Genomic DNA, 16,663 nt, shown 5'->3' with positions numbered 1-16,663 from the left:
CAGGGCTTCGTGTCCGAGCGTGGCAAGATCGTCCCCTCGCGCATCACCTCGGTGAGCGCGAAGAAGCAGCGCGAACTCGCCCAGGCGATCAAGCGCGCGCGTCATCTGGGCCTGCTGCCCTACGTCGTTAAGTAAGGAGTCCGGAACATGGACGTCATTCTGCTTGAGCGCGTCGAGAAGCTCGGCGCCATCGGCGACGTGGTGAAGGTGAAGGACGGGTACGCCCGCAACTTCCTGCTGCCGAACAAGAAGGCGCTTCGCTCCAACGAAGCCAACCGCAAGGTCTTCGAATCGAACCGCGCGCGGATCGAATCGGACAACGCCTCGCGTCGCGGCGATGCCGAGAAGGAAGCCAAGACCTTCGAGAACGCATCTATCACCCTGATCCGTCAGGCGTCGAACACCGGCCAGCTCTACGGTTCGGTCGCGGTCCGCGATCTGATCGAGGCGTTGATCGCCGATGGTCACAAGGTCGCCAAGTCGGCGATCGTGCTTGACAAGCCGATCAAGGCGATCGGCGTGTACGACGTGAAGGTCTCGCTGCACCCCGAGGTTTCGGTGGCGGTGAAGGTCAACGTCGCACGCTCGCCCGAAGAGGCCGAGATGCAGGCCCAGGGCGTCGACGTCATGTCGGCGATGTTCGAGAAGGACGAGGCCGGCTTCGTCGAGGATTACGATCCCAACGCCGAGCCCGGCGCGACTGCCGACGCGCAGCCGCAGGGCGAGGAGCAGGCGCAGGGCTGATCGCTCTCGCTTGTTTGCAGCTGACAGAGGCCGTCCGGAGCGATCCGGGCGGCCTTTTCGTTGGCACTTCGGAGCGGGCGGGTCACGCTCTGTCCATCACGCCTTGCCTCCACTTTGCACGCTCGATCTGCCGTTCGAGCGCACTCACCGCGGCCATCGGTTGGGGAACACTAAGAAGATCGATCTCCTTCACCCTTCCATCGCGATCCTCGGTGACCGTGATCCAACCGCGGCGCTCGTCGCCCTCGACGAAGCCGACATGGACGAGGTCGGCTATCCCAATCTCCCGGTAAACTTCGCCACTATGCGGAGCGCACCAAGCGATCCGGCGATCGGTCACGGCCAGCGTGCCAATCATGTCGAGCAACCAGAGCCGTAAAGTTGGAAGCCCTGCGAAGACGGCGCCAAACGCCGACCCACCGAGGAAGATCGTGGCGCCTATCGTCCAAAACAGTCGTTCCCCCAGCGGTCCGGTCCCGCTCCAGATGTGCCACAGCCACCAGAGGTAAAACGCGGGGACGGTGCCGACAGCGGCCGTGGCAAGGAGCCGCATGCGGCTGAAGCTGCGCCATCCAGGTCGCCCCGACCAGTAGATCGGCTCGGCGGGGGCCAAATACACACGCTCTTCAGAGGGGGTGCGGGACGTCCAAAGGAAAAGTGCGCCCTGCATGACTCGCCAGAGCGCGAGTATCGCGAGCGGCAGCAGGATCGCGAGCGCGACCAACTGTGCGTGGACTGTCGGCACTGCCGTCTTCGGGCCTGAACGGCGGCCGACCAACACGGTATTCCCGGGTATGATCAGGACAGCGGCGATCATGCAGGCAAGGGCAACAAGGACGATGAAGTGCCCCAGCGCGCCCATGCGGATGATGGCGCGTCGTGCCGCTTTCGCCCTATGCATCTCTTGCCGCGATAAGGTTCACCGCCGCCCGAACAGCCGTTCGATATCGCCGTGCGCCAGCTTCACCCAGGTCGGCCTCCCATGATTGCACTGCCCCGATCGCGGGGTCGCCTCCATCTCTCGCAGCAGCGCGTTCATTTCGGTTACCGACAGGATGCGGCCGGCGCGAACCGAGCCGTGGCAGGCCATCGTCGCGGCGACGTGGTCGAGGCGTTCCTTCAGGCTCAGCGCTTCGTCGAAGGCGGCGAGTTCGTCGGCGAGGTCGGTCACCAGTCCGGTGGGGTCGGCGGCGCCCAGCAGGGCGGGCGTCGCGCGGACGAGCATCGCGCGGGGGCCGAAGCGTTCGAGATCGAGACCGAAATCGGCGAGTTCTTCGGCCCGGGCCTCGAGGCGGTCGCAGGCGGGTTCCTCCAGCTCGACGACTTCGGGGATCAGCAGCGACTGCGCGGCGACGCGACCACCGGCGAGCGCGGCGCGCATGCGTTCGAGGACCAGGCGTTCGTGCGCGGCGTGCTGGTCGACCAGCACCAGGCCGTCCTCGGCTTCGGCGACGATGTAGGTCTTGGCGACCTGGCCGCGGGCGACCCCAAGGGGGTGCGAGTCGGTTTGCGGTGGCGGCGCCCAGGCGGCTTCCGCGCGCGCAGCGGGGGGTGTGGTGAAGAAGGTGGAGCGGCGGTCTTGGACGGCCGTGGGTCGGTAGGTCGTTTCACTCGCGCCGGCGCTCGCGGACAGTCCCCATTCCAACGCCTCCGCTGAAGGGGCGGAGCTTAGTGGTTCCGGCTGCCACGCCGCCAGCGCCTCGGCAGGCGCGCGCTGGACGCTGCGGTGGCCCGCTTCATCGAGCGCGCGGCGGAGGCCGGAGACGATCATCCCGCGGATCATCTGCGGGTCGCGAAAGCGCACCTCGGTCTTGGCCGGGTGGACGTTCACGTCGACCTCGCTCGTCGGCACGTCGAGGAACAGCGCCACCACTGCGTGCCGGTCGCGCGGCAACATCTCGGCATAGGCGCCACGGATCGCGCCCATCAGCAGCCGGTCCTTCACCGGGCGGCCGTTGACGAACAGATACTGATGATCGGCGACGCCGCGATTATAGGTCGGGATGCCCGCCACCCCGCCGAGCACCACACCGTCGCGTTCCAGATCGACCGCGACCGCATTGTCGATCAGCGCGCGATCGGTGAGCGCGGCGACCCGCGCGGGTCGGTCCTCCGCCTGGGTGGCGGCGAGCACGCGGCGGCCGTCATGCTCGACGGTGAAGGCGATGTCGGGCCGTGCCATCGCCAGTCGCCGGACGACGTCGAGGCACGCCGCATATTCCGCGCGCGGCGATCGCAGGAACTTGCGCCGCGCCGGCACCCGCCCGAACAGCGCCTCGACCACGACCCGCGTACCCGGCGGCAGCGCGGCGGGGCCGTCCGCCACCAGCGCGCCATTGTCGATCGTCCGCGCCCAGCCCTCTGCGCCGCGCACCCGGCTCTCGATCGTCAGCCGCGCCACGCTGGCGATCGACGGCAACGCCTCGCCGCGAAAGCCGAGCGTGGTCACAGCCTCGATCGCGCCTTCGTCGCCGATCAGGCTTTCGGGCAGCTTGGAGGTGGCATGACGTTCCAGCGCCAGCGCCATATCGGCGGCGTCCATCCCGCAGCCGTCATCCGCGATGTCGATCCGCGCGAGGCCGCCCTCGACCAGCGTGACCGCGATCCGCGACGCGCCCGCATCGATCGCGTTCTCGACCAATTCCTTCAACGCGCTGGCGGGCCTTTCGACCACTTCACCGGCTGCGATACGGTTGACAAGATGCTCTGGCAGGCGCCGTATTGACATGGGTTCTGGTCTAGACCAAGCGGCGCCATCCCGCGACCCGCAAACGCAAGGAACCGGCGCCAACCAGGCTCGGCGGCGGTCCGCGCGAGATGTGTGCGATTCGCCGGCCGGGATCCCTGGTCGGCCTGGCTGAACGGAACGATCCACCCCCATGGCCTTCTTCTCCCGCTTCTTCAAATTCATGTCGCACGACATGGCCATCGATCTCGGCACCGCGAACACGGTGGTCTATGTCCGCGGTCGCGGCATCGTCCTCAACGAACCGTCGGTGGTCGCGGTCGAGACGATCAACGGGGTCAAGCGGGTGAAGGCGGTCGGTGACGACGCCAAGCTGATGATGGGCAAGACCCCGGGCACGATCGAGGCGATCCGGCCGCTGCGCGACGGCGTGATCGCGGACATCGACGTCGCCGAACAGATGATCAAGCACTTCATCCAGAAGGTTCATGGCGGACGCAGCTGGCCGTGGCGCCGGCCGGAGATCGTGATCTGCGTGCCGTCGGGATCGACCAAAGTCGAACGCCGCGCGATCCGCGATGCCGCCTCGAATGCGGGCGCCAGCCAGGTATTCCTCATCGAGGAGCCGATGGCCGCCGCGATCGGCGCCGACATGCCGGTGACCGAGCCGATCGGATCGATGGTCGTCGACATCGGCGGCGGCACCACCGAGGTCGCGGTGCTGTCGCTGCGCGGGCTCGCCTACACCACCAGCGTGCGGGTCGGCGGCGACAAGATGGACGAGGCGATCGTCTCCTACGTCCGCCGCAACCATAATCTGCTGATCGGCGAAGCGACCGCGGAACGGATCAAGCAGGAGGTCGGGATCGCGCGTCCGCCCGCCGACGGCATCGGCCTGACGATCCACATCAAGGGCCGCGACCTCGTCAACGGTGTGCCCAAGGAGATCCAGATCAACCAGGGTCAGATCGCCGAGGCGCTGAGCGAGCCGGTCGCGACGATCGTCGAAGGCGTGCGCGTCGCGCTGGAGAACACCGCGCCCGAACTCGCGGCCGACATCGTCGATCAGGGCATCGTGCTGACCGGCGGCGGCGCGCTGCTCGAGGGGCTGGACGAGGTGCTGCGCGACGAGACCGGGCTGCCGGTGACAGTCGCGGAGGACCCGCTGACCTGCGTGGCGCTCGGCACCGGCCGCGCGCTCGAAGATCCGATGTACCGCGGCGTTCTCCAGAACGGCTAACTTTCACTGACGGGGGGAGCGGCGCATGGCGCCTGCCCGCGACCGCCGCACCGGGTTCTCGCGGCGGCGGCAATATTCGGTCTTTCTCGGCTATGTGCTTGCGGTGGCCGGCGCAGTGGTCGGCGCGGTGTTGCTCGTCGTATCGACCTTCGATCCGCCAGCGTTCGCCGCGCTGCGGATGACCGTCGCCAGCGTCACCGCGCCGGTATCGGGCCTACTCGACGGCGCTGTGCGCGGTATCGCCGCGGTGCCGGAGACGATCGGTACCTATTTCCGCGTACATGACGAGAATGCGCGGCTGCGTGCCGAGGCCAGGCGCTCGGCGGCGCTGATCACGCGTGCGCGGATCGTCGCCTATGACAATCGCCGGCTGCGGCGCCTGCTGACGCTGCGCGACCGCGAAGCAGCGGTGGTCGTCGCCGCGCGGCTGGTGAGTTCCACCGCTTCGAGCGGCCGGCGCTTCGCGCTGCTTGACGCGGGGCGCTTCCAGGGCGTCCGCGGCGGCATGGCGGTGCGTGGGCCAGACGGGCTGATCGGGCGGATCGTCGAGACCGGCCCGCTCGCCGCCCGCGTGTTGCTGGTCACCGATCCGGAAAGCCTGGTGCCGGTGCGTCGGGTTCGCGACGGCATCCCCGCGATCGCGGCGGGTCGCGGCGACGGGACGGTCGACATCCGGTCAGTCAACACCACCAACGTCCGCTTCGCGCGCGGCGACATGTTCGTCACCTCGGGCACCGGCGGCCTCTATGCGCCGGGCGTGCCGGTCGCGCAAGTTGCCGCCCGCGGCATGGATACGGTGCGAGCGATCCCGTTCGCCTCGCCCGACTCGCTTGATTTCGCGCTCGTCGTGCGGCCGTTCATGCCGATCCCGACAAGCGCCGCCACGCCGGTGCCCGCGCCGCGATGAGCACCGCCGACTATGATCCGTTTGCGCAGCCGCTGCCGGAGGGGCGCGCGCGCGCGATCCCGTGGCTGAGCGTGATGGGCGGCTCGCTGGTGACGATCATGCCTGTCGTCGCGAGCCTGCCGCTGCTGCCGCCGATGGGTCTGCTGATGCTGATCGCCTGGCGGCTGCTGGCGCGGTTCGCGCTGCGGCCCTGGGCGGCGGCGCCGCTTGGGGCGTTCGACGACTTGCTCAGCGGCCAGCCGCTCGGCAGCGCGGTCCTGCTCTGGTCGCTGTGCTTCATCGCGATCGACCTGGTCGAGCAGCGGCTGGTGTTCCGCGACTTCTGGCAAGATTGGGTAATCGCAGGCGTCGCCGTCGCCGCATGCTTGATCGCGGGTCGCATCATCGCACTCCCGCTCGGCGCGCGCATCGATCTCGTGCTATTGGCGCAGATCGTGATTGCGGTGATGCTCTTCCCCATGGCCGCGCGCATCGTCGCGTGGATCGATCGCAAGCGGGGGCCTGCGTGAAGGGGTCGCCACGGATCGTGACCGAGGCGATGCAGGCCTATACCTTCTCGCGCCGCGCCTGGATGCTCGGGGCGGCGCAGGCGGGGTTCGGGGTGCTGCTCGCCGGGCGAATGGCGTGGCTGTCGATCGCACAGAACGAGAAGTACAACCTCCTTGCGGAGAGCAACCGCGTCAACATGACGCTCGTGCCGCCGCGACGCGGCTGGATCGTCGACCGCAACGGCGTGCCGATCGCCAACAATCGCACCGAATTCCGGGTCGACATCATCCCGGACCGGCTGGAGGACGCCGAGCGCGTTCTGGCCACGCTGCAACGGCTGCTCGGGCTGACCCCCGAAGAGATCGAACGGGTACGGCTCGATCTGCGCCAGGCCGCAGGGTTCCAGCCGGTCCAGGTCGCCGAGAACATCGACTGGGATCATTTCGCCGCGGTCAACGTCCACCTGCCCGAACTCCCCGGCGTCGCCCCGACCCGCGGCTTCGCGCGCAACTACCCCACGGGCGCCGCGGTCGCGCACCTGACCGGCTATGTCGGCGCTGCCAATGCCGAACAGTTCAAGAAGACCCGCGACCCGCTGCTCGTCACGCCGGGGTTCAAGCTCGGCAAGGACGGGCTCGAAAAGGTCTTGGAGACGGAGCTTCGCGGCAGGCCCGGCGAGAAGCGCGTCGAGGTCACGGCTCGGGGCAAGGTGGTCGCCGAACTCGCGACCCGTCCCGACAAGCCCGGCGCTACCCAGCGACTGACGATCGATGCCGGATTGCAGCATTATGCGGCGCGACGGCTCGGCACCAACTCGGGTTCGGCGGTGGTGATCGACTGCCGCACCGGCGAGATGCTCGCGATGGTGTCGATGCCCGCCTACGATCCCAACAGCTTTTCGGACGGCATCAGCCATCTCGAATGGAAGATGCTGTCGGACGACGACCACGTGCCGTTGATGAACAAGGTCACCCAGGGCCTTTATCCGCCCGGGTCGACGGTCAAGCCGATGAACGGGCTGGCGCTGCTCGAAGCCGGGGTAGACCCGAACGACCGAGTCGTCTGCTCGGGCGCGCTGCGGGTCGGCAACGGCGTCTTCCATTGCCACAAGCGCCGCGGGCATGGGCCGCTCGATCTCAAGAACGCGATCATGCAAAGCTGCGACATCTATTTCTACGAGATGGTCCGGCGGCTCGGCTACGACCGGGTCGCACCGATCGCGCGGATGGCGGGCCTCGGCGAGAAGTTCGACCTGCCGGTCTCGACCCAGCGCTACGGCACCGTACCCGACAGCGCGTGGAAGCTGCGCAAGTACAAGGACCGGTGGACCGTCGCGGATTCGCTCAACGCGTCGATCGGCCAGGGCTATGTGCTCGCCAACCCGCTGCAACTCGCGGTGATGGCGGCGCGCCTCGCCTCGGGCCGCGCGCTGAAGCCCAGCATCCTCGCGAACAAGGTGTTCCGCGACGCCCCCGCCCTCCCGGTGCAGTCCGAACACCTGCAATTGGTACGCGAGGCGATGCTCGGCGTGGTCAATGGCGGCGGCACCGGCGGCGCGTCGCGCCTGCAGGTGCCGGGCGTCCAGCTCGCCGCCAAGACCGGCACCGCGCAGGTCCGCCGGATCACTATGGCCGAACGCCGCTCGGGCGTGCTCGGCAACGGCCAGTTGCCGTTCAAGCTCCGCGACCACGCCTTGTTCGTCTGCTTCGCCCCGGCCGACAACCCGCGCTATGCGGCGTCTGTGGTGCTCGAACATAACGGCCATACCGTCCGCAACCTCGACACGCCGCTGATCGGCCGCGACATCATGACCTATCTGTTCGATCGCGACCGCGCGCTCGCCTCGCTGGCCGAGGTCGAGCCGACCTGGGGCGGCGACATCCAGACTCGGATGGCCGCCGACGCCGCCGCGTACAAGGCCGCGCAGGCGCCCCCACCCGCGGCGATCGCGACCAAGACCGACGCGATCGTGCCGAGCGATTCGGATGCGGTCGAGGCGGCGACGGCGGCCGCCAACCAGAGCCAGGCCGCGCTCGCGGTCGATGGCCCGACCGGCAACACCGTTGCCGAGGACGGCACCACGGAGCGCAGCGAATGACCCAGTTCGGCGTCGTGCCCGAACCGCTGACGCGGCTACCCTGGCGGGTGATCCTGCTGGTGCTGCTGATCGGCAGCTTCGGGCTGGTAGTGCTCTATTCCGCGGCGGGTGGGTCGGTACGGCCGTGGGCGCTGTCGCAGGGAATCCGCTTCTACGTCTTCGTGCTCGGCGCGATGGTGCTGTCCTATGTGCCCGAACAGGTCTGGCGCCGTGGCGCGATTCCGATCTACGTGCTGCTGCTGTTCGCACTGCTGCTGGTCGAGCTGCTCGGTGCGGTGCGCGGGGGCAGCCAGCGCTGGCTGGACCTCGGGATAATCCGTTTGCAGCCGTCCGAGCTGATGAAGCCCGCCATCGTCCTCGCCTGCGCACGCTTCTACGACATGTTGCCGCCCAATGAGTCGCGGCGGTTCGGCGCGATCTGGCCCGCGGCGGTGCTGATCGGCCTGCCCGCGATCCTGGTGCTGCTACAGCCCGATCTCGGCACCGCGCTGATGATCTGCGCGGGGGGCGCGACGGTGATGTTCCTGGCGGGCGTACCACTCCGCCTCTTTGTCGGCGGCGCGCTGAGCCTTGCGGTCGCGGCCCCGCTCGCGATCGGGATGATGCACGAATACCAGCGCAACCGGATCCTGATCTTTCTCGACCCGGAAAGCGACCCGCTCGGTACCGGCTATCACATCAGCCAGTCGAAGATCGCGATCGGATCGGGCGGGATCTGGGGCAAGGGTTTCCTCCACGGCACCCAGAGCCACCTCGACTATTTGCCCGAGGGGCAGACCGATTTCGTGTTCGCGACGATGGCCGAGGAATGGGGGCTGGTCGGCGGCTGCCTGCTGATCCTCGCCTTCATGCTGGTGATCCGCTGGGGCATCGGCGTCGGCCAAGCCGCCAACACCCGCTTCGCCCGCCTCACCGCCGCCGGCCTCGCGACGACCATCTTCTTCTACGTCGCGATCAACCTGTCGATGGTCATGGGGCTGGCGCCGGTGGTGGGAATCCCCCTGCCGCTGGTCAGCTTCGGCGGTTCCGCGCAGATGACGGTGCTGCTGTCGCTCGGCATCCTGATGTCGATCGACCGCCAGAACCGGCGGAGCGTACGCTGGTAAGCGAAAAAGGGTTTGCATCCGCAGCGCCGGATGCTAACCGCGCCTTCCCGAACGACGGGCGGCGCCGAAACGCCCCGCTCTCCCGGTGACGGACGCATAGCTCAGTTGGTAGAGCAGCTGACTCTTAATCAGCGGGTCCTTGGTTCGAGCCCAAGTGCGTCCACCATATTCGATGACTTAGCTCGGTAGCTTCGCGGCAAGCGCCGGCATGCTGATGGCGGGCGCTGCGCTTGGTAGCCGTTCGTGGACGGTCCGGCAGACTCCCCACTGATCGCCAAACCGATGTGGGACTCGCGCCCGCGGCACGCCTGATCGCGCGTCATCAATACTTATATCAAGTTGCGATATAATGCTTGCGATCCGTACGCGCGCTCATTAGCCACGTGCCGACTAGGTCGGGGATCAACCCGGCTAGCGATAGCTATCGTCGTATTTCCGCGGCTTGTTGCCGAGACGGGTCGACGTGGGGAGGAAGAATATGATCCAATCAGTTTCCGCTCGTTCCGTGGTTTCGGCCCGTGGTCGTCTCGTAATCGGGGCCTCCGTGCTCGCGCTTGTGTGCGCGGCTCAACCCGCGATCGCGCAAGACCAGCCTGCTGCCGCGCCAGCCGATCAGGTTGCGCCGCCGAAGCCCGCTGGCGCTGGATCGGCCGGGACCTTCTCGGGCACCGCCGGCGCCGATGACGGCACCGCGCAGACCCAGCCGGGCGCAGCCTCCACCACCACCGGCACCTCGGGCAGCAGCGATGCGGTCGCGGAGTCGGCGCCGGATAACGAGCGCGACGAGATCGTGATCACCGGCGTTCGCCAGAGCCTCGCCAACGCGCAGAGCATCAAGCGCAACTCCGACACCGTCGTCGACGCGATCACCGCAGAGGACATCGGCGCGCTCCCGGATCGCTCGGTCAACGAAGCGCTGCAGCGCGTCCCCGGCGTTGCGATCAGCCGTTTCGCCGCGCCGAACGACTCGCAGCATTATTCCGCGCAGGGCTCGGGTGTCGTGATCCGCGGCCTCAGCTACGTCCGCGGCGAATTCAACGGCCGCGACGCCTTCGCGGCGGGCGGCGGGCGCGAGATCGGCTTCAACGACATCCCGTCGGAAATCGTCGGCTCGATCGAGGTGTTCAAGAACCTGACCGCTGACCTGATCGAAGGCGGCATTTCGGGCACCGTCAACATCAACACGCGCAAGCCGTTCGATTCGGACAAGGATCTTATCTTCCTGTCCGGCGGCGTGAATTACGGCGATCTGGAGCGGCGAGCCTCGCCGCAGGGTGTGGCGCTGCTGTCCAAGCAAGTCGACGTTGGTGGCGGCCGCTTCGGCATCCTCGGCAGCGTGACTTATCAGCAGACCAAGACCCGTTCGGACTCGGTGTTCACGGCGTCATTTTTGCCGCGTTCCAACGACGACACCAACGGCAACGGCGTCCAGGATACGGGCGAAGGGCGCACGATCAATGCAGGCACGCCTTATGCCGCGACCGTGTTCGATCGCTTCCCGGTACCGACCGGCTTCAACCGCGTCTACGTACCGCTGGGTGCTGGTTCGCGAAGCCAGGATTTCGACCGCGAACGAATCGGTTATTCTGGCGCCGTCCAATATGAAAATGCCGACCGAAGCTTCCTGGTCACCGGGCAGTTCTTGCGCGCGGAATCGACCGAGGATTGGATTGAGCACACTGTCGAGCCGAACAATTACTATAATGACGTCACGGCGATCTTCCCAGCTCCAGGCACCAACTTCACGTTCGACGACGACGGCATCTTCACAAGCGGTATTCTCACCAAGCCGAACAATGGCGACGCTCAGGGCTTCCGCCCCGATGGCTCTTATGGCCTGCTGCAATTCGATCCGAACGGCGGTCGCATTACCCAGTCGAACCGTCACTTCTATTCTAAGTCGGTCACGCAGGATCAGTCGATCAACGTCAAATGGTCGCCTACCGAGCGGCTGCATCTGAACTTCGACGGTCAATATGTGACGTCGGACGTGAAGGTGATGGACGACATCCTTGACACCAGCACCTTCGCCGGCGTGTCGCTCGATCTCCGCAACGGAACGCCGCAAATCGGCTTCACCGTTCCAAGCACGGTGCCTGGCGGAGGCAATGCCAACGCCTATTTCGCCAACCCGGACCAGCTCTACTTCCGCGACGCCTTCAACGGCCGCCAGGAGAATGATGGCGACGAGTGGGCCTTCCGCGCGGATGCGCAATACGATGTCAGCGAGGACGGCTTCCTCCGCAGCCTGAAGGTTGGCGGTCGCTATGCGGATCGCCAGCAGACGGTGCGTTCGGTAGACTACACTAACTGGGGCAACCTGTCGGAGACTTGGGGAGCGGCAGGGCCGGTAACGTTTGCAGACGCACCGAACAGCGGCCAGTTGTATAATTTTACGGACTTCTTCCGCGGTAAGGCAAACACTCCGCCGAGCGCCTTCTTCGTGTCGAACGATGTTCTTCGCGATCATGACACATTCACCAACTTGTTGCGCGATGTCACGGCGCAGGGTGGCGGCAGCTATTGCCCTGTTGAAGATGGCGCGAATATCGGCGGCCGCGCAGGCGGGGTTTGCTCCCCGCGCGTAAACGGCAGGTCGAGCCCGAACGCTACGCTGATCAACGGCCTCTTTCAAACCAACGAAGTCTTTGTAAACTCGGAGAAAACCTACGCTGCCTACGCGCGTGTAGATTTCGGTATCGACGACTTCGGGAACGGCATGGGGCTATCCGGCAATATAGGTGTCCGGTACGTCAATACGCGGGACAGATCGGTAGGTGGCATTACCTACCCGAACCAGGGGAATATCTTTCCGGCCGACAATAACCGCGACGAGGCAGGGAACGCACTTCCTGCCCGATATGTAACATTGCCAGAGTATTGCTCCTTCACAGCTGCCAATGCTGCTGCCACCGGCAGCGCGAACCCCCCGCCGTCTATATGCACCATCACGCCAGCACAGCAGAACGCAGTGCTCGCTTTCTCAAATGCAGCTATCGTTCCCGAGACGGTGAGCCAAAAGTTCGACCACTGGCTACCCAGCCTCAACGTAAAGCTACAGCTGACGCCGACCCTGTTGGTACGCGGCGCGGCATCGCAGGCGATTTCACGGCCTGCATTCGGGGATTTGCGAAACTTCATCGGCGTGGGACCGTCGGGCGGTAACAGCACCGGCAACTATAGCTTCCAGACCGGACGGGTCGGCAACCCGCTGCTTCGCCCGATCGAAGCCACGCAGTTCGACCTGACCGCGGAATGGTATTTCGGGAAGGTCGGTTCGTTGACCGGTGCGGTGTTCCACAAGACACTCGACAACATCATCCTCGACAATTTCGGCTACAATCGCCCCTTCAGCAATAATGGCCAGACTTTTGACGTTACTGTCACGGGACCGGCCAACGTGTCGGGTAAAGCCAAGATTAAGGGCGTTGAAGTTGCTTATCAGCAAACCTACGACTTCCTGCCGGGCATTCTGCGCGGCCTCGGTCTCCAGACTACCTATACCTATGTCCAGGCCGGTCGCATTCCCAACGGCGTGCCGCGCAATGCTCAGGCCGATGGCGACCGTCCGCCGCTCGACGTCGGCGGCATCTACGACAATCTTCCGTTGCAAGGTCTTTCGAAGCACAACGTCAACGTTTCGGGCTTCTACGATCTCGGAAAGATCTATGCGCGTGTCGCGTATAGCTGGCGGTCGAAGTTCCTGCTGACCAATCGCGATTGCTGCTTCCCCTTCCTGCCGGTCTACGCCTTGCCGACCGGTCAGATGGATGCATCGTTGTTCCTGACGGTGAACAAGAACTTCAAGCTCGGGATCACCGGCTCCAACCTGCTCGACGAGACGACCAAGACCAACTTCCTGCTGAACGGGGATGGCTTGGAAGCACCGCGTAGCTTCTTCAAGAACGATCGCACGTTCACGTTGACCGCGCGGCTGACCTACTAAGGGCAACGGACACGGCGGGAGGCGGGTGATCGTTGAATCGCTCGGCCTTCCGCCATTGTTCGCCGGGTGTTCGGCTGCGCGAGCCAGCGTTCGAGAGCGATCACCGCACCGATTGGCCACATCCCCGCCGCTGACGCTATAGTCTGCGACGGGAGGCCCAACCATGCGCATCGATGCCCATCATCACCTCTGGCACTATGATCCCGCGTCGTTCGCGTGGATCGAGCCGGGCAGCGCCATCGCCCGCGACTTCACGCCCGCTGACCTGACCGCCGCGACCCGCGCGGCCGGCATCGATGCGTGTATCGCGGTACAGGCACGGCAGGTGCCCGAAGAGACCGACTTCCTGCTCCGCTGTGCGGAGGCGGCGCCCGCGATCGTCGGTGTGGTCGGCTGGATCGACCTGCGTTCGCCCGACATCGCCGCAGCGATCGAGGTGCAGGCCCATCCCTTGCTGGTCGGCTATCGCCACGTCGTGCAGGACGAAGCAGACCCGCACTTCCTCTTGCAGGACGCGTTCGTCAACGGCGTCGCCGCGGTGGTGGCGCGCGGGCTGACCTATGACCTGCTCGTCGATCACGCGCAGCTCGGCGACGTGCCGGGGTTGCTCGACCGCATCGGTGATGGCCGTTTCGTGCTCGATCACGCGGCGAAGCCCGCAATCGCGCGCGGCGGTTGGCAACCCTGGGCCGATCGCATCGCCGCGGTCGCCGCCTATCCGCAACTTTGGTGCAAGATCTCGGGCCTGGTCACCGAGGCGGATCATGATGGCTGGACCGCCGAGCACATCGAACGGTATCTCGATCATGTGCTGGCGGCGTTCGGCCCTGATCGGCTAATCTGGGGCTCGGACTGGCCGGTCTGCCTGCTCGCCGCCGACTATGCCGCCGTCTTGCAGCTGATCGAGAATTTCGTCGCGTTGCGGTGCCCGGCGGCTCGTGACGCGATCTTCGGCGGTAACGCGACGCAGGCGTACCGGCTTTCGGCCTGCTCTCGCTGAGCATTGGCGTCACTGCGTCAGCCAGACTGATCCCGCTATACCAAGGCCGATCGTTCGCCGGGTGAAACGATTGGAAACACTTGCAAATTGCATCGTTCCAGACACCGAAACGAGAGGATCGGCATGCCGGACGACGTCGAGATCATCCCGATAATCGAAGAAGAGGCGCTGGTCAGGAAGCGCCTCGTCGATGTCGAGCGGGTCACCGTCAGGACGTCGGCTGATACCGAGCATCTCACGGTGCAGGAAGACCTGTACCGCGAGGACGTGAACGTGACCCGCGTGCCGATCGAACGCGAGGTCGCGGAGACGCCGCCGGTGCGGACCGAAGGCGACGTCACGATCGTCCCGATCGTCGAGGAACGCCTGGTCCTCAGCAAGCGGCTGTTCCTCGTCGAGGAGCTTCACCTGCGGCGAAGCGGCAGCGTGGAGCGCGTCGATGTGCCGGTCGATTTGCGTCGCACCCGCGTCGACATCGATCGCGCCGACGAAAACCCGCGCGGAGGACGACGGTGAGCCATGTCGGCGCAGCTTCATCCACACACGAATTCGGAGATCTTCCGGCGCCATCGTGACGCCGGTCGAAAGCGCAGCACAACCACGGAGCAGGAGATCATCATGTCACGCACTGTAACGGCCTTTTTCGACAACCGCGCCGATGCGGAAGCGGCCAAGCAGCGGCTGCATGCCGCGCGCATCGACGCGGATCACGTCCACATCCACGACCAGTCGAGCCAGGGCTATCGCGAGACTGGCCCCTATTCGAACGATCAGGATCGCGGCGTCTGGGATTCGATCAAGAACGCCTTCCTGCCCGACGAGGATCGTCACACCTATGAGGAAGGCCTGCGCCGCGGCGGCGTCTTGCTGACCGCCGATGTCGATTCGGATCAGGTCGATGAAGCGGTCCGGGTGCTCGAGGGTACGAATTCGGTCGATGTCGACGATCGGTCGCAGCAGTGGCGCTCGCAGGGTTGGAACTATGGCGCCGCCGGAACCGCCGCAGGTTTCGCAGGCACCACGGACACCGATCGCACCCGCGGCGAAGGTTTCATCGGCAGCGATCATCGCGATGCGGGCGACGAACGGTCGATCCCGGTCGTCGAAGAGCGACTCCAGGTCGGTAAACGCGAGGTGGAGCGCGGCGGCGCCCGGGTGCGCTCCTATGTCACCGAAACCCCCGTTCACGAGCAGATCCGTTTGCGCAACGAGCGGGTCGAGGTCGAGCGTCGCGCGGTCGATCGGCCGCTGACCGACGCCGATGACGCGTTCCGCGACCAGACCATCGAAATGACCGCCCGCGGCGAAGAGGCGATGGTCGACAAGGAAGCGCGCGTCGTCGAGGAAGTCGTGGTCCGCAAGACCAGCGACGAACAGGTTCGCGACATCGACGATACCGTGCGCCGCACCGAAGTCGAAGTCGACGAGGACATCGGCAAGAGCGACCGCGGCACGACGGGTTCGGGCCTGTTCGGCGGTACGGATCGGAAGAGCGACTACTGATCGGTCGATAGAGCAGGTGTCGCGCGGCCAGCGGTCGCGCGACACTTACGTTTGGGAGAGCCTGATACTTTCGAATTCGCCCACCTCGTCATTCCCGCGCAGGCGGGAATCCCGACTGGCGACCGTCGAGGCTGATAGTCGAACGGTATAGAATATGGATTCCCGCCTGCGCGGGAATGACGAAGGTGGTATGCTTTCCACCTTCAGTAGAACATCCTAGGCGCCGCAGCAGCGCTTGTGCTTCTTGCCCGAACCGCACAAACACGGAGCATTTCGACCGACCTTGGCGATCAGCGCCGGTTCGGTCCCCACCGTGGCAGCGCGGCAGGCATGTAGCCGCACGACGTGCTCGACGATCGCCAGCGGCGCCTCGTCGGTGAGATCGTTGATCTCCATGCTGGTCAGATCGGACGCCTCCACAGCGATGTCGGCGAGAAGGTGCAACTGCGACAAAGCGTCGGCAGCAGCCGGATCCTCATAGACCCACCCTTCCGGACGGAGGCGTGTCGCCATCGCGAACCCGTCGATCCAGCCCTCCCACAATGTCTCGCCGCTACGTTCGTCGACATCGAACAGCGGCTTCGGCTTGTTGCGGTCGAGTTCGCGCAGGATCTCGGCGTGACGCGCGCCGACCATGTCCGCGAACAGCTGCACGTCGATCGGATCATCGAACGGGGCGGCCTCGCCCTCGATCCCGCCCCAGATCGGCGGCAGCCACTCGGCGGGCGTGATCGGCGCGGGGCATAAGGCGATCGCGGTGAGATAGCCGTCGAGCTCGGACAGCAGCATCGGCTCCTCGACCGGGAGATCGCCCAGTATCTCGTCGAGACGCCGAAAGCGTGAGGGAAGTTGGTGCATCGTTGAAGGCGTCCGCTTGTTCAGGCAAGCCATGCAGCGGATCGCCGTTGGCCGCCATCCCGCTTCGTCGATATGCAGCATTGACC

Annotated in this window: 15 protein-coding genes and 1 tRNA gene; 12 read left to right on the top strand and 4 right to left on the bottom strand. The window is 65.8% G+C overall.

Annotated elements, in window-relative coordinates:
- Together rpsR and rplI are read left to right on the top strand one after the other, a co-directional pair.
- Nucleotides 1-135 (top strand): bS18 family ribosomal protein (rpsR, locus tag ACFE77_RS10545; protein ID WP_375421597.1); only part of this gene is annotated, 135 nt, incomplete at its 5' end.
- 12 nt (nt 136-147) lie between these two features.
- Entirely contained in the window at nt 148-744 is a 597-nt protein-coding gene (gene rplI, locus ACFE77_RS10540) for a 50S ribosomal protein L9 (RefSeq protein WP_375421595.1), read from the top strand.
- An 82-nt stretch (nt 745-826) separates the two neighbouring features.
- On the opposite strand, the gene ACFE77_RS10535 is transcribed toward rplI, so the two are convergent.
- The gene (locus ACFE77_RS10535) at nt 827-1,645 is read right to left on the bottom strand and encodes a hypothetical protein (RefSeq protein ID WP_375421594.1); all 819 of its coding nucleotides are present in this window, start codon (nt 1,643-1,645) and stop codon (nt 827-829) included.
- Between the two features lie 18 nt (nt 1,646-1,663).
- Entirely contained in the window at nt 1,664-3,472 is a 1,809-nt protein-coding gene (gene mutL / locus ACFE77_RS10530) for a DNA mismatch repair endonuclease MutL (RefSeq protein ID WP_375421593.1), read from the bottom strand.
- A gap of 151 nt (nt 3,473-3,623) precedes the next feature.
- Here mutL and ACFE77_RS10525 point away from each other — a divergent pair, with 151 nt between their 5' ends.
- From ACFE77_RS10525 to ACFE77_RS10500, 6 genes are all read left to right on the top strand, one after another.
- Nucleotides 3,624-4,670 carry a rod shape-determining protein gene (locus tag ACFE77_RS10525; RefSeq protein WP_375421592.1) on the top strand — a complete coding sequence of 349 codons (1,047 nt, stop codon included), beginning with the start codon at nt 3,624-3,626 and terminating at the stop codon, nt 4,668-4,670.
- A 25-nt stretch (nt 4,671-4,695) separates the two neighbouring features.
- Nucleotides 4,696-5,577, top strand: a complete 882-nt coding sequence (gene mreC, locus ACFE77_RS10520) for a rod shape-determining protein MreC (RefSeq protein ID WP_375421591.1) — start codon at nt 4,696-4,698, stop codon at nt 5,575-5,577.
- The gene (locus ACFE77_RS10515; protein ID WP_375421590.1) at nt 5,574-6,086 is read left to right on the top strand and encodes a rod shape-determining protein MreD; all 513 of its coding nucleotides are present in this window, start codon (nt 5,574-5,576) and stop codon (nt 6,084-6,086) included. The genes mreC and ACFE77_RS10515 overlap by 4 nt, the downstream gene beginning before the upstream one ends.
- A 29-nt stretch (nt 6,087-6,115) precedes the next feature.
- Complete coding sequence (mrdA, locus tag ACFE77_RS10510) at nt 6,116-8,164, top strand: penicillin-binding protein 2 (RefSeq protein WP_375421596.1); 2,049 nt, start codon at nt 6,116-6,118, stop codon at nt 8,162-8,164.
- Nucleotides 8,161-9,270 carry a rod shape-determining protein RodA gene (gene rodA / locus ACFE77_RS10505; RefSeq protein WP_375421589.1) on the top strand — a complete coding sequence of 370 codons (1,110 nt, stop codon included), beginning with the start codon at nt 8,161-8,163 and terminating at the stop codon, nt 9,268-9,270. Before mrdA ends, rodA begins: the two co-directional genes overlap by 4 nt.
- A gap of 90 nt (nt 9,271-9,360) precedes the next feature.
- Nucleotides 9,361-9,436, top strand: a tRNA-Lys gene (locus ACFE77_RS10500).
- Nucleotides 9,437-9,882: 446 nt separating this feature from the next.
- Here ACFE77_RS10500 and ACFE77_RS10495 read toward each other — a convergent pair.
- Nucleotides 9,883-10,068 carry a hypothetical protein gene (locus tag ACFE77_RS10495; RefSeq protein ID WP_375421588.1) on the bottom strand — a complete coding sequence of 62 codons (186 nt, stop codon included), beginning with the start codon at nt 10,066-10,068 and terminating at the stop codon, nt 9,883-9,885.
- Here ACFE77_RS10495 and ACFE77_RS10490 point away from each other — a divergent pair.
- From ACFE77_RS10490 to ACFE77_RS10475, 4 genes are all read left to right on the top strand, one after another.
- Nucleotides 10,061-13,216, top strand: coding sequence for a TonB-dependent receptor (locus ACFE77_RS10490; protein WP_375421587.1), 3,156 nt, complete (start codon nt 10,061-10,063; stop codon nt 13,214-13,216). The two genes, ACFE77_RS10495 and ACFE77_RS10490, sit on opposite strands and share 8 nt — an antisense overlap.
- Nucleotides 13,217-13,379: 163 nt before the next feature.
- Complete coding sequence (locus ACFE77_RS10485; RefSeq protein ID WP_375421586.1) at nt 13,380-14,216, top strand: amidohydrolase family protein; 837 nt, start codon at nt 13,380-13,382, stop codon at nt 14,214-14,216.
- Nucleotides 14,217-14,303: 87 nt separating this feature from the next.
- Nucleotides 14,304-14,732 carry a DUF2382 domain-containing protein gene (locus ACFE77_RS10480; RefSeq protein ID WP_375421585.1) on the top strand — a complete coding sequence of 143 codons (429 nt, stop codon included), beginning with the start codon at nt 14,304-14,306 and terminating at the stop codon, nt 14,730-14,732.
- A gap of 102 nt (nt 14,733-14,834) precedes the next feature.
- Complete coding sequence (locus ACFE77_RS10475; protein ID WP_375421584.1) at nt 14,835-15,719, top strand: YsnF/AvaK domain-containing protein; 885 nt, start codon at nt 14,835-14,837, stop codon at nt 15,717-15,719.
- Nucleotides 15,720-15,935: 216 nt separating this feature from the next.
- Here the strand turns inward: ACFE77_RS10475 and ACFE77_RS10470 are convergent, their stop codons facing one another.
- The gene (locus tag ACFE77_RS10470) at nt 15,936-16,577 is read right to left on the bottom strand and encodes a UPF0149 family protein (RefSeq protein WP_375421583.1); all 642 of its coding nucleotides are present in this window, start codon (nt 16,575-16,577) and stop codon (nt 15,936-15,938) included.
- Nucleotides 16,578-16,663 lie beyond the last annotated feature (86 nt).

Source organism: uncultured Sphingomonas sp. (genome assembly GCF_964243315.1).
Classification (GTDB): domain Bacteria; phylum Pseudomonadota; class Alphaproteobacteria; order Sphingomonadales; family Sphingomonadaceae; genus Sphingomonas.
The sequence above is the reverse complement of the archived record's forward strand: the minus strand, read 5'-3'. Positions and strand labels throughout refer to the sequence as shown.